Below are 13,788 nucleotides of genomic sequence, written 5' to 3'. Positions count from 1 at the left end.
GCGCCCCGTCGTGCGGTCGTACGTCAGAAGTGCGGGTCCCAGGTGCTGTCGGTGCGGGACCTGCGGTCGCCGCGGTCGCCGTCCTCGGGTGCGGCTCCGGGGCCGCGGCCGGGACGGGACCAGGTGCCGCCGCCGTCGCCGTCCCGGGGGTCGCCGGGGTCGTCGCCGCGCGGACGGGGCACCCCGGCGCGGCCCGCGGGGTCCCGTGCGGGGCGCAGCCGGCTGAGGAAGCCGGCCCCGGCCGCGGCCCGGTGGGCGTCGCCGCCGCGGCGGTACGGAGCGGTGCGGGCCGTCCCGCCCGCGGACCTGCGGTCGTGGACGGCGACTTCCAGCCCCTCGTCGCCGCCGAGCGGGGCGGCCTCCCCGGGGCGCAGGGGCTGCTCGCGGCCGCCGTGGGGCCGCAGGCGCAGCTCGCCGCCGCCGGTGCGGTCCAGCTGGTGGGAGCGGGACGCGCCGGGCCGGGCCCGCTGGAGCGTCGGGGCGGCGCCGCGCGCCTGCTCGACGGTGAAGCGGAACACGCCGCCCTGGGCCTGGCCGCCGCGTACGGAGAGCCGGTCCAGGGAGCGGCCCCCGCCGAGCAGCTCCAGCTCGACGCCCGCGAGGTCGCGCCGCCGGCGGCGGGCGAGGAGGCGCACGGCGACGAACGCGCCGAGGAGCAGCGCGGCGGCGGCCGCGCCGACGACCACCCGCCACCACCGCTCCCACCAGGTGGGCGGAGCGTCGACGCGGACGTCCAGGAACGCCGTGTCGAGGACGCGCGCGGTGTCGCCGGTGTCGGCGACGGTGATCTGCCCGCCCAGGTCGCCCGGGGCGGTGTCCTCCCCGACGGTCAGCGTGAACGGGACGTCGCGCCGGCTGTTCGGGGCGGCGGTGACGGTGGCCGGGTCGAGGCGCAGCTGCGTGCCCCGCGCCTGGTCGGCGAGGGCGAGCCGCAGGGTGCGCGGGGTCCGGGCGTTGTTGGTGACCGAGAGGGTGCCCCGGACGCTGTCACCGGGGTGCACCGTCACCCGGTCGACGGTGAGCCCCGCGACGACGTCGGGGGTTCCGTGGGAGACGCGCGCGTGCAGGGGCCGCCGGTCGGAGGTGACGCCGGGCGCCGCCATGAGCGTGGTGAGCCGCAGCGCGCCCGTCGCGGTGGCCGGGACGGTGACGGTGCCGGTGAACCGTACGTCGGAGGCGGTGGCGTCCGGTCCCTCGCCGTCGTCGGCGAGGGCGACGCGGACGGGCGGGAAGCCGTCCCCGGCGAGCTGCGCGGTCACCTTGATGCCGGCGAGCAGCGCCGGGTCGGTGATGACGACGCCGCGCCGGGTCTGCATTCGCACCTGGACGACGGTCTCCTCGCCGGGCCGGGGCGACGCCGGGTCGAGGAGGACCTCGGAGCCGAGCCTGCCCTGCCAGATGGCCCGCACGGCGACCTCCCGGTCCCGGTGCTCCGCGGGCGCCTCGACGTGGGCCCGCCAGCGGCCGGGCAGCGGGTCGGACACGCGCAGGGCCTCCACGGGCCCGTCCTGGCCGCTGAGTTCGAAGCCGGACCCGTCGAGGTCGGTCCCGGGGGAGACGCGGCGGCCCCGCGGGTCGTAGTAGGTGACGGTCACGGCCGGGTCGTGCTTGGTGACGGTGATGGTGCCGTCGGTCGCCACCGGCGGGATCGTCACGTACAAATCGGCGGGGGGCCGCTTGGAGTCGCCCGGGCTGACGCCGGCGCAGCGGGCCGCGGCGAAGGTCTCCTGGAACGCCTCGTCGATGCCGGCCGAGTCGGCGACGACCCGCATCCGGGGCGTGGCGGCGGAGGTGTCGGCGCAGCCGGGCTGGTAGCCACCCCGCGCCATGGCGGTGAGCGCGGCCCGGTCGATGCCGCTGCCGAAGCCGAGGGGCCAGATCTGCACCTTCTCGCGGCGGGCGCGGGCCAGTGCGTCGGTGAGCCGCTTCGCGCCGTTGGCCTGCCGGGACGTGCGGTCCTTGCCGTACTCGGGGCTGTCGGCGACGTCCAGGCGGCCGTCGGTGAGGAGGAACACCACGCGGGGGGTGGCGGCGTCGCCCTTCTCGGTGAGGCGGTCGACGGCCTGGCGGATCGCCGCCGGGAAGTCGGTGCCGGGGCCGGTGCGGGCGGGGTCGCGGCGCGACAGCTGCTGGACGCAGTCGCTCAGTCGCCGGCGCCCCGCCGTGTCGGCGACGGTGGGCGGGCACACCTCGCGCACGGGTGACTGGCCGGGCTCCTCGGAGCTGCCGAAGCCGATGACCGTGGCGCGGGACCGCTGCGAGATCTCGCCCTGCACGAGGAGCGCCGCCGCCTCCACCTCGCGGGCCAGGTCCGCGGCGGAGAGGCTCTCGGACTGGTCGACGACGACCGCGAAGTCGAGGGGGTCGGCGCCATCGGCGGGCGCCGCGGGCGTGCTCGCCGCGGCCGCGGGGGCCGGGGCGGGAGTCGGGGCCGGGGTCAGGGCCAGAAGGCCCACGAACAGGAACAGGGCGGCGGCCCGGCCGGCCCGTCCGGTGCTGGTCGTTCGCATCGTCTCTCTCACCACAGTCCACTCAGGAGGGCCAGTGCCGCGCCGAGCGCGAGGCAGAGCGTGCCCGTGCGCAGCCAGCGGTACTTGGCGGCCAGGACCTGTCCGTGCACGCTCGCCTGGTCCAGGAGCCAGGAGGTCGTGTCGGCGCCCGCCTCGGCGAGCCGGTCGAAGAGCACACCGGCGGGGGCGCCGGAGGCCAGGTCGCGCAGGAGCGTGCGGTCCGCTCCGACGCGGGTGCGGGGCAGGACCACCGCGACGAGCATCAGCATCCCGGCGCCCCACAGGACGGCCCCGAGGGCGAGGAGGGTGACACCGGCGCCGGCCGTGGCCGGTGTGGCGGGGTCGCGGGTGAACACCACGGCCAGGAAGGCGAGGGCGCCGGAGAGGAGGATCGCCGCCTTGGTGTCGGCGCGGCCGATGTCCTCGCGGACCGTGGTGAGCATGCGCTCCGCCATGAGCCGGATCTCGTCCGGGGGCGCGGGGGTGCCGCTCACGCGTCGTCCCAGTCGTCGAAGTCGGCGCTGGGCCGGGCGGACCCGCCGCCGCCTCCGTGGGGGGCGTCGCGGTGGTCCCGGTCGGCGTGGCGGGCGCCGTACCGGTCGTCGTCGCGGCGGTCGGGGCCGGAGCGGTCGCGGTCGTACCGGTCACCGCCGTACCGGTCGCCGGCGTCGTGCCGGTCGCGGTCCTCGCCGAACCGGTCGCGGTCCCCGGGCCGGTCCCGCCCGCGCTCGCGCTCGCGGGCGGACTGCACGCGGGTCGGCTCGTGGACGTGGTGCGGTGCGTGCGTGAGGTTCGGGTCGCGGTCGCGCTCCCGGTCGTCCGGGGCCCGGTCGGTGTCGTCCCGGTACGGCTCGCCGTCCCGGTCGCGGTACCCGTCGTCGCCGCCGTCGCGGTCCCGGTCGCGGTACCGGTCGCGGTACCGGTCGTCGTCACAGTCCCGGTCGCCGCGCGGGTCCCCGCCGTCGCCGTGCCGGCCGCGGTCGGCGTCCCGGTCGCCGTACCCGCCCCGGTCTGCGTACCCGTCGCGGTCTGCGTACCCCTCGCGATCTGCGTACCCCTCGCGGTCCCGGTCGCGCCCCCCGTCGCGGTGGCCGGCGCCCCGGCCTCGGTCGGTGGGGTCCTCCTCCCACGGCGGGCGGGCCGGCTCGCCCCGGGAGGCGCCCTCGGTGAGGGCCCGGGGCGTCTCGTGCGGCAGGTCGAGGACCCGGTCGGCGACGCCGCCCAGGACGCCCCCGCTGCTGCTGCGCAGGTGCTCCAGGACCTGGTAGGTCATCTGGTCCAGGTCGTGGCGCTCGATGACGCCCGTGTCGATGAGCCGGTGGAGCACGGCGAGGAAGTCCGCCTTGCCCTCGCGCTCCTCCGCGCGCAGCTGCCGGCGGATCTCCCACTGCTTGTCGGGGTTGCGTGCCATGTGGTGGGCGATCTGGGCGAACTCGCCCTGCCGGAGCATGTTCTCCAGCTCCCGGGTCCGGTCGGCGAGGAGCTGCCGTTCGTACGCCTCCTTGCGCCGCTCGCGCTCGGCCACGCGCCGGTCGACGCCCATGCCGACGAGGGTCCGGTCCGCCTCGGCGAGCTGGCCCTTGACGGTGCTGTCGAGGTCGAAGAAGACGTGGACACGGGTACGCAGGCCCAGGTCGCGGCCCAACTGCAGGCGGCCGGCAGCCAGTTCGTCCCGGACGGCCTCGTCGGCGCGCTGCGCCTCGGTGAGGCCGAAGCGGCGGGAGACGGCGCGCAGCCCGTCCAGCAGGTCGTCGCGGAGCAGGTCGGCGACGTCCCACACCTGCCGTGTGACGACCAGGTGCGGGTCGTCGACCTCCCACTGCACGCTCGCCTTCGCCCGGAAGGACACGCCGTCGCCCGCGGCGGGCAGTTCGAGGTCGAAGTCGGTGACGTTGCGGCCGAGCACCACCTCGAAGACGGTGTAGGGGCCGCCGAAGAGGGGGACGCCGTGGTCCTCCTTGCGGTCCGGCCACATCACGCGGTGGCCGCCGTTGCGGTACAGCAGGACCGCCGCGATCGTGCCGGTCTCGCGCCGGTAGGGCGGCGGGCACTCGCGCCGCAGCGGTCCGCGCCGGCGTGCCCCGGGCTGGTCGTCGTCGGCCCGGCGGGCCGCGGGTCCGGGATTCATCGCCGGCCTCCTTCCGCCACGGCGTCCCACATGCGGCCCGCCGCGGCCTTGTCCAAGGGCTTGTCCCGGTCGCGTACGAGTCCCGTGAGGAGGCCGCGCAACCGGTCGCGGTCCCGGGAGGTGGCGGCGAGCCGCGGCAGGAAGCCGCAGACGTCGCGCAGGGTCTCGGGGTCCCGGGCGGCACGGCGCAGCAGCGCGGCGAGCCCGTCGAGGGCGGGTTCCCCGGAGCGGGGGGTGCCCAGGGCCTCCCTGACCAGGGCCGCCAGCGGGGCCGCGAGGTCGGGGCGGGTGGCGAGCAGCGCGAGGAGCAGCGGCCGCGAGCCGTACGGTTCGAGCGCGGGCACCTCGGTGAGCCCCCACAGGTGCGTGGTGCGCATGGTGAGGGCGCCGATCGCGGAGAGCAGCACGAGGTCGGCGAGGGAGCGGCGGCCGTCGTCCAGCCAGCGTCCGAGGCGGTCGACGACGGTGTCGGGCGCGCTCGACGCGAGGAGCCGCATGACGCTGAACGAGGCGGTGCCGAGGATGTCGGGGTCCGCCCCGTCGTCGGCCCGGACCACCGCGCCGAGGGCGTCGAGGGAGGAGCGGACGGAGCCGGCGGGCAGGACGTAGCCGTGGGCCAGGACGGCGGTGTCGACGAGCGCCGCGTCCCCGCTGCGCGCCCACTCCCGGAGGACGGCGGCGACGGCCGGCTGGACGCGCGGGTCGCGGGCCGCCTCGGCGAGCGCGGTGGCGGCGGCCATGCGCGGGACACGGCCGTCGAGGGCGGCCAGCGGCCGGACCAGCTCGCCGAAGCCGTACACCCAGTCCCAGGAGCACAGCACGCCGGCGGCGATCGAGGCGCGGACCCACACCTCGGGGCGCGGGTCGTCGCACAGGCCGCGCAGCCAGCGGGAGACGGGACCGCGGACGTTGTGGTGGCCGTTCCACACCTCGCGCAGGACGGCGGTGGCGAGGGCGTCGCCCTGGAAGCGGATGACGCGGGCGGGGACGCGCGCCGCCCCGAGGTCGAGTTCCCCGTCCTCGACGACGGAGCGGGCGACGGCGGGCCGGTTGTCGGCGTGGGTGCCGAAGAGACGGCGGCCGACGGGGTGCTCGGGGTCGAGGGTGACGGCGAGTTCCCAGGTGAGCAGTTCGGCGGCCTCGGCGGTGAGGCTGTAGGCGGAGCCGTTGAAGACGGCGACGGCGATGCGGAACGCCGCGGCGTTCAGCGCGGGCAGCGCCTCGGGGAGGCGGCCCGGCCGGTCGGCGCGGGCGAACCAGACCCGCGCCTGCGCCCGGACGAAGGCACCGCAGTCCTCGACGAGCTGCGCGTGGGTGAGTTCGCCCTTCTGGTGGCGGGCGAGGTGGTCGGCGAGGCGGGCGGCCTCGCGGGGGCGTAGCTCGTCCAGGCCGAGGGCGCCGACGACGTCCTCGTGGGCGGCGAGGGCGCACGCCGCGTCGAGCGCGCCTTCGGGTTCGCCGCGCAGCAGGATGCGCAGGTGGCGGTGGAGGACCTCGGCGGGCGACGGGGGCGGGCAGGTGACGCCGTACCGGCCCTGGAGGAGCCGGTCGGCGAGATCGCCGCTCTCGACGAGGACGATGCCGTACGAGGTCCTGGCGCGCAGTTGGCCGCTGAAGCGGTCCAGGTGGAGCTCGGTGAGGCGGCGCCGGGCGGGGTGGCCGCCGTGCGGGCCGTCGGGCGCGTCGGGTTCGGGGGCGGCGCTGTCCTCGGGCGGGAGCTCCAGCAGGTAGCCGTGGGCGGCGTGCAGGGCGTCGTCACCGATGGTGTGGACGGCGGTGGCCGGGTCGAGGCGGGTGACCTGGTCCTCGGTGAGTTCGGAGAGCAGGGCGAGCGCGGTGGCGGTGCGTCCGCTGCCGGGCTCCCCGGCGAGGACGATCAGCCCGTTGGCGCGCAGGGTCTGCTTCATCCGCTGGTAGCCGGTGGTCTCGCAGTACACGGCGGCGAGGTGGGCAAGGGTCTCCCGGGGGACCGCGCCCTGGACGGCGGGCGGCCCGGAGTCGACCCAGAACTGGTTGATGAAGGTGTTGTCCTCGAAGACCTGGCCGTCGCCGCGGATGTCGTAGCGGCGTTCGGCGCGGCCGTGTTCGAAGGTGGTGCGGGCGGCGTGGGCGGTGCCGGCGCCGCCGGTGCCGCCGGACGCGCCGAGCGGGTTGCGGCCCGCGTGGTCGAACGGGTTCGGCGGGGGCGGTTCGGGGGCGGGGGCGGCGTCCGCGCCGTCGCGGCCCGCGCCGTCGCGGTCCCTGCCCTGGTCCCTGCCCGGGTCGCGGGCGTGGTCGCCCGCCGGTGGCCGGCCGTCCCGCTGGTCCTGCTGGTCCCGCTGGTCCTGCTGCGGGGCGTCGTCGAGGTCGCTCATGCGCCGTCTCCCGTGCCACGGTCCTTGCGGATACCGGTGAAGCCGCCGTGGATGGTGTTGTGTTCGAAGACCTGGAGGTCGCCGCCGGCCCGGTAGGTGCGTCCGGGCCGCGTCGCGGCGGCCCGGGGCGGTGGGCCGTCCCTCCTGTGCGGCCCACCGCCGGTCCTCGGGGCGCCGCCCTGGCCGCCCTCGCCGTCCCGGCCGCCCTCGCCGTCCCGGCCCGCCGCGGCAGGGCCCTCCGCGGCGGCGGTGCCCGTACCCGTGCCGGACGGGACGCCCTCGGCGGGGTGGCCGTCGCCGGGGGCGCCGCCGGTGCCGGGGGGAGGCAGGGGCGGTGCGGCGCGCCTCGGTATGTGGAACCAGGCGGTCTCGTCGGTCTCCTTGGAGCGGACGCGGGCCGGCCGGTAGTGGCCGGGCTCGACGTACCGCCCGCCCTCGCAGACCACGTTGACGTACAGCCAGTCCGACACGACGACGAGCAGGTCGGCGTCCTCGGCGCGGGCCATCACGTCCTTCGCGGCCGGGCTGTCGGCCAGCCGGCAGGTCAGGTCGACGGCGCGGCCGACGAGCCCCCGGCCGTCGTCGAGCACCGGCCCGGCGTTCATGCCGACGCGGACGCGCAGCCGCCGCTCGCGGTCGGCGTTGTGCTCGCGCAGGCTCTCGTACAGCGTGTCGATCCACCGGCCGACCATCAGCGTCGGCGGCACGTCGGGCGGCACCGCGCAGAGGATGCCGTCGCCGCGGTCCTCCTGGTGGACGGCGCGGGGCGCGACGCCGACGGCGTCGTACGCCTCGCCGAACGCCCGGTACAGGGCGCCGCGCATGCGCTCCTTCGCGGCCATGCCCAACGTGGCGGACGCGCAGGCGTCGCCGAAGACGACCAGTCTGTGGATGGCTCCCGCACTGCTCACTCGGACTCCCTGGTGCCGTGATGTGCCGTGGTGCTGGAAACGTCGTGCTCGTGGGGGTGGCGCACCGGTCCGTACCGGTCGGTGCGCCGGGTGCCCGGGGGCCGGGTGGCCGCCGCGGCCGCTCGCCGCGGTTCCGGCGCGGCGGCACCGGGCCGTCGTGGTGGTTCGGGCTCTCGTGGGTGGTGCGGGCCTTCGTGGGTGGTGTCGCGCGGTGGTGCCGCACGGTCGTGCCGGGCGGTGTCGCGCGGTCGTGTCGCGGTGGTGTTCGTCGTGGTGTTCGTGGGTGACAGGGCCAGCCTCGTCGCCCGCCGGCGCGGGCGATGTAGCCGTTTACACACCCGGCGGGGATTTCTCCGCGGGTCCCGGGGCGGGGCGCGGGCCGCGCCCCTGCGCGAGGTGGAGGAGGACGGTCATGTCGGTGACGACGACCTGGCGCTGCCCCGTCCGCACGACCTTCTCCTCGCGGAGCTGCCGCAGGGCCTTGGCGACCGCCTCGCGGGTGGCGCCGATGGCGGCGGCCAGGTCGTGCTGGGGCAGGGGTATCTCCAGGACGGTGCCGCCCGGACCGGGGCGGCCGGCCCGTTCGGCGAGCTCGGCGAGCCGGGCCGCCAGGCGTTGGAGGACGGTTTCGGAGGCGAGGGAGCGGCGCTCGACGTCGGCGCTGCGCAGCCGGGCGCTGAGCTGCCGCATGATCAGTGAGGTGGCGTGCGGGCGGGCGGCGAGGAAGCGGCGGAACCGGTCGCCGGAGACGGACACGGCCTCGACCCTGCCGAGCGCCGTGACCGTGGCGCTGCGCGGCCCCTGGTCGACGGCGGCGAGGTCACCGACGACCTCGCCCGCGCCGCGCAGAGCGAGGATGAGGCGCGTGCCGCGTTCGGTACCGACGGAGACGACGGCCCAACCGGAGAGCAGGGCGAGGACGTAGGCGGAGGTGTCCCGTTCCCGGATCATGATCGCGCCGGGCTCGTAGACGCGGGGGACGCCCTCGGCGAGGAGGGCACGGCGGTCCTGGAGGGAGAGGGCCTCGAGGAAGGAGCGGTCCTGGCCGAAAAGACTCATGCCGCGCCCCTCCCCGCTCTTCGCGCACCCGCCCGGACGGACGGCCGCGCGTCGGCCGGACCGCATCGGAAGACCGCGCGCCGTCCGAGGCGCGCGTCGTCCCAAGTGACCTTGTTCGCAACAGTGTTGACGTTGCGTCACTCCTCTGGGGTGTGAAGAACGCTATGGGCTCGTCACAAGCCCGTCAACCGACGGCGAAGCACACAGGGCGCACCGCGCCACGAACCCGCGCTCCGTGCGCTCCGCATATGCGCCCCGCACTCTCCTCGCGCGCCCCCGTGCGCCCCACACCCGGCCCGTTTCCGACCCCCTCCACCGCCCCCTTCCGGCCCCGGCCCGCCCCACCCCTCCCGACCCGGGCCCGGACGGCTCGGACCCCGCCCGGGCCCCGCACCGCCCGGACCCCGCCCGGGCCCCGCCCCGCCCGGGCCCCGCACCGCCCGGGCCCCGCTGCGGACCCCGCCGAGGACCGTCCCGCGTGCCCGGCCTCCACTGGCCTCCCGCCGCAAAACCGCTGGAGGGAGGGGGGCCCGGACGGGATACTCGGACGGGTGTTCCTGACGATCAGCACGACCGGCCTCCCCGGACGACCCGCGACCGACCTCGGCTTCCTGCTGCACAAGCATCCGGACAAGGCGCAGGCGTTCTCCACCTCCCACGGCACGGCCCACGTCCTCTACCCCGAGGCGTCGGACGAGCGCTGCACGGCCGCGCTCCTGCTGGAGGTGGATCCCGTCGCCCTGGTGCGCCGCGCCAAGGGCGGCAGGGGCGGCCGGGACCGCAGCCCCGACACGGCGCTCGCCCAGTACGTCAACGACCGCCCGTACGCCGCGTCGTCCCTGCTCGCCGTCGCCCTGGGCAACGTGTTCTCCAGCGCCCTCAGGGGACGGTGCGACGCCCGCCCGGAGCTGGCCGGGGCGGCGCTGCCGCTGCGCGTCGAGGTCGCGGCGCTGCCCGCGCGGGGCGGCGCCGAGCTGGTACGGCGCCTCTTCGCACCGCTCGGGTGGGCGGTCACGGCCGACCCCGTGCCCCTGGACGGGCAGTTCCCCGAGTGGGGCGACTCGCGGTACGTGCGGCTCGTCCTGGAGGGCGAGCAGCGGCTGTCGGACGCGCTGCGCCACCTGTACGTGCTGCTGCCGGTGCTCGACGACGCCAAGCACTACTGGGTGTCCCCCGACGAGGTCGACAAGCTGCTGCGGGTCGGTGAGGGCTGGCTGCCCGACCACCCGGAACAGAAGCTGATCACCTCCCGCTACCTGGCGCACCGCCACGCCCTGGCCCGCGAGGCGACGGAACGCCTCGAACTGGCCCGGCTCGCCGCGGCGGACGACAGCGAGGCGGAGGACCTGGACAACGCCGTCGACGAGGACACCGACACCGAGGAGCGGCCCGTGCCGCTGGCGGTGCTGCGCCGCGCGGCGATCACGGCGGCGCTGCGGGAGGCGGGCGCCTGCCGGGTGCTCGACCTGGGCTGCGGCCAGGGCCAGCTGGTCAAGGAGCTGCTCGGCGACCCGCGCGTCACGGAGGTCGTCGGCGTCGACGTCTCCGCGCGGGCGCTCGGCCTCGCCGCCCGCCGGCTGCGCCTGGACCGCATGGGCGAGCGCCAGGCGGCGCGCGTACGGCTGCTGCAGGGCTCCCTCGCGTACACGGACGAGCGGCTGAGGGGGTACGACGCGGCGGTGCTCAGCGAGGTCGTCGAGCACGTGGACCCGCCGCGGCTGCCCGCGCTGGAGTACGCCGTGTTCGGCGACGCCCGGCCCGCCACGGTCGTCGTGACGACGCCGAACGCCGAGTACAACGTCCGCTGGGAGTCGCTGCCCGCCGGGCACCTGCGCCACGGCGACCACCGGTTCGAGTGGACCCGCGCGGAGTTCCGCGCCTGGGCCGGCGACGTCGCCGAGCGCCACGGGTACGCCGTGGTCTTCGAGCCCGTCGGGCCGGACGACCCGGAGGTGGGCGCACCGACGCAGATGGCGGTGTTCACCGCACGGCCCGCCGCACCCGCCGCAGGGGCCGGGCGGGACGCGGGGGACGCCGCGCCGGACGCGCACACCGTGCAGGACGTGCAGGCCGCGCAGGCCGCGCAGGCCGCGCAGGACGGCAAGGACCCGCGGGACCCGCGGGACACCGAGGACGTGAAGGACACGAGCGTGACGCAGAAGGAGGGGCAGGCCGCATGAGCACCACCGACGCCACCGACACCGCCGCCCCGGAACCCACCGGGCCCGCCACCGCGACGGGCCGCGTGCTGCCCGTCACCGACCTGTCCCTCGTGGTGCTCGTGGGCGCCACCGGCTCCGGCAAGTCGACCTTCGCCCGCCGGCACTTCAAGCCCACCGAGGTGATCTCCTCCGACTTCTGCCGCGGTCTGGTCGCGGACGACGAGAACGACCAGAGCGCCTCGGGCGACGCGTTCGACGTACTGCACTACATCGCAGGGAAGCGGCTCGCCGCCGGCCGGCTCACCGTCGTCGACGCGACGAACGTGCAGCCCGAGGCGCGCCGCCAGTTGGTGCGGCTGGCCCGTGCGCACGACGTGCTCCCGGTCGCGATCGTGCTGGACGTGCCGGAGGAGGTGTGCGCCGCGCGCAACGCGGGCCGCGCCGACCGGGCCGACATGCCCCGGCACGTCGTCCGACGGCACTGCCGCGAACTGCGGCGCTCCCTGCGCGGCCTGGAGCGCGAGGGCTTCCGCAAGGTGCACGTCCTGCGCGGCACGGAGGAGGTCGACGCCGCCGAGGTGGTGCTGGAGCGGCGGTACAACGACCTGCGCCACCTCACCGGCCCCTTCGACGTCATCGGAGACGTGCACGGGTGCAGCGCCGAACTGGAGGCGCTGCTCGCCCGGCTCGGCTACGTCGACGGCCACCACCCCGAGGGGCGCACCGCCGTCTTCGTCGGCGACCTCGTCGACCGGGGACCCGACAGCCCGGGTGTGCTGCGCCGCGTCATGGGGATGGTCGGGGCCGGGGACGCGCTGTGCGTGCCTGGGAACCACGAGAACAAGCTCGGCCGCTGGCTGGCCGGCCGCTCGGTCCGCACCACGCACGGCCTGGCCGAGACGATCGAGCAGCTGGAGCGGGAGGACGACGCCTTCCGGCAGCGGGTGCGCGACTTCATCGACGGGCTCGTCAGCCACTACGTCCTGGACGGGGGCCGGCTGGTGGTCTGCCACGCCGGCCTGCCGGAGAAGTACCACGGCCGCACCTCGGGCCGGGTCCGCGCGCACGCCCTGTACGGCGACACGACCGGCGAGACGGACGAGTACGGGCTGCCCGTGCGCTACCCGTGGGCGGAGGAGTACCGGGGCCGCGCCACCGTGGTGTACGGCCACACTCCCGTCCCGAACACCACATGGATCAACAACACCATCTGCCTGGACACCGGTGCGGTGTTCGGCGGCCGGCTGACCGCGCTGCGCTGGCCGGAGCGGGAACTCGTCGACGTGCCCGCCGAGAAGGTCTGGTACGAGCCGGCCAAGCCGCTCGCCGCCGAGGCGCCGGGCGGGCACGAGGGCCGGCCGCTGGACCTCGGCGACGTACGGGGGCGGCGGGTGGTGGAGACCCGGCACGCCGGCAACGTCGCCGTCCGGGAGGAGAACGCGGCGGCCGCGTTGGAGGTCATGAGCCGCTTCGCCGTCGACCCCCGGTTCCTGCCGTACCTGCCGCCGACGATGGCGCCGACCGCGACGTCGGCCCTCGACGGGTACCTGGAGCACCCCGCGGAGGCGTTCGCCGGGTACGCGGCCGACGGGGTGGCCCGGGTGGTGTGCGAGGAGAAGCACATGGGGTCGCGGGCCGTGGCCCTGGTCTGCCGTGACGCGGAGGCGGCACGGGAGCGCTTCGGCTCCGGGGCGGCGACCGGCTCCCTGTACACCCGCACCGGGCGGCCCTTCTTCGCCGACGGGGCGACGACCGAGGCGGTGCTCGACCGGGTCCGCGCCGCGGTGTCCCGCGCCGGCCTGTGGGAGGAACTGGACACGGACTGGCTCCTCCTGGACGCCGAGCTGATGCCGTGGTCGCTGAAGGCGGGTGGCCTGCTGCGGTCGCAGTACGCGGCGGTCGGCGCGGCCTCCGGGGCGGCGCTGCCCGGCGCGGTCACCACGCTGGAGGCGGCCGCCGCTCGCGGCGTCGACGTGGCCGGGCTGCTGGAGCGGCAGCGGGCGCGGTCCGTGGACGCGGCCGCCTTCACGGCGGCCTACCGCCGGTACTGCTGGCCGACCGACGGGCTGGAGGGCGTGCGGCTCGCGCCGTTCCAGATCCTCGCCGCGCGGGGCCGCAGCCTGGCCGGGCTGCCGCACGACGAACAGCTGGCCCTGGTGGACCGCCTGGTGGAGGCGGACACGACGGACCTCCTGCGCACGACGCGGCGACTGCTGGTCGACACCGGCGACGAGACGTCGGTGCGGGCCGGTGTCGACTGGTGGCTGGAGCTGACGGAACGGGGCGGCGAGGGCATGGTCGTCAAGCCGCTGGAGGCCCTCGCCCGGGACCGCCGGGGCCGGTTGGTGCAGCCGGGCGTCAAGTGCCGCGGCCGCGAGTACCTCAGGATCGTCTACGGCCCCGAGTACAGCCGCCCGGACAACCTCCGGCGCCTGCGCTCCCGCTCCCTCGGCCACAAGCGCTCGCTCGCCCTGCGCGAGTACGCGCTCGGCCTGGAGGCGCTGGACCGCCTGGCGGCGGACGAGCCGCTGTGGCGCGTCCACGAGGCGGTCTTCGCGGTCCTGGCCCTGGAGTCCGAACCGGTCGACCCCCGCCTGTGACCCACCGGGCCCGACTGCCACCGGCGGCGGGCCCGGCCGGCCTCCCCGGCCACCCCGGCGGCGG

The 13,788-nt window shown here is 76.8% G+C and carries 8 protein-coding genes; 2 read left to right on the top strand and 6 right to left on the bottom strand.

The annotated features are described in order from the left end of the window. Nucleotides 1–23 precede the first annotated feature (23 nt). The 6 genes from NRO40_RS23210 to NRO40_RS23185 form a co-directional block, all read right to left on the bottom strand. Nucleotides 24–2,510, bottom strand: coding sequence for a vWA domain-containing protein (locus NRO40_RS23210; RefSeq protein ID WP_079046937.1), 2,487 nt, complete (start codon nt 2,508–2,510; stop codon nt 24–26). Between the two features lie 8 nt (nt 2,511–2,518). Then, entirely contained in the window at nt 2,519–3,004 is a 486-nt protein-coding gene (locus NRO40_RS23205; RefSeq protein ID WP_232791007.1) for a Pycsar system effector family protein, read from the bottom strand. Continuing rightward, nucleotides 3,001–4,638, bottom strand: coding sequence for a hypothetical protein (locus NRO40_RS23200; RefSeq protein WP_198549296.1), 1,638 nt, complete (start codon nt 4,636–4,638; stop codon nt 3,001–3,003). Before NRO40_RS23200 ends, NRO40_RS23205 begins: the two co-directional genes overlap by 4 nt. Beyond that, nucleotides 4,635–6,992: an nSTAND3 domain-containing NTPase gene (locus tag NRO40_RS30615; protein WP_079046939.1), complete on the bottom strand. Its 2,358-nt coding sequence runs from the start codon at nt 6,990–6,992 to the stop codon at nt 4,635–4,637. Before NRO40_RS30615 ends, NRO40_RS23200 begins: the two co-directional genes overlap by 4 nt. Further along, nucleotides 6,989–7,903, bottom strand: coding sequence for a hypothetical protein (locus NRO40_RS23190; protein ID WP_079046940.1), 915 nt, complete (start codon nt 7,901–7,903; stop codon nt 6,989–6,991). Before NRO40_RS23190 ends, NRO40_RS30615 begins: the two co-directional genes overlap by 4 nt. Nucleotides 7,904–8,233: 330 nt before the next feature. Then, nucleotides 8,234–8,962, bottom strand: a complete 729-nt coding sequence (locus NRO40_RS23185) for a Crp/Fnr family transcriptional regulator (RefSeq protein ID WP_058941443.1) — start codon at nt 8,960–8,962, stop codon at nt 8,234–8,236. A gap of 551 nt (nt 8,963–9,513) precedes the next feature. On the opposite strand from NRO40_RS23185, the gene NRO40_RS23180 reads away from it, so the two are divergent. Beyond that, the gene (locus NRO40_RS23180) at nt 9,514–11,142 is read left to right on the top strand and encodes a 3' terminal RNA ribose 2'-O-methyltransferase Hen1 (protein WP_079046941.1); all 1,629 of its coding nucleotides are present in this window, start codon (nt 9,514–9,516) and stop codon (nt 11,140–11,142) included. Then, entirely contained in the window at nt 11,139–13,724 is a 2,586-nt protein-coding gene (locus tag NRO40_RS23175; RefSeq protein WP_058941444.1) for a polynucleotide kinase-phosphatase, read from the top strand. Before NRO40_RS23180 ends, NRO40_RS23175 begins: the two co-directional genes overlap by 4 nt. Nucleotides 13,725–13,788: the final 64 nt, after the last annotated feature.

Origin of the sequence: Streptomyces changanensis (genome assembly GCF_024600715.1) — a bacterium.
GTDB classification, from domain to species: domain Bacteria; phylum Actinomycetota; class Actinomycetes; order Streptomycetales; family Streptomycetaceae; genus Streptomyces; species Streptomyces changanensis.
Note: the sequence above shows the minus strand (reverse complement) of the source record. Positions and strands in the feature narration are given on the sequence as shown.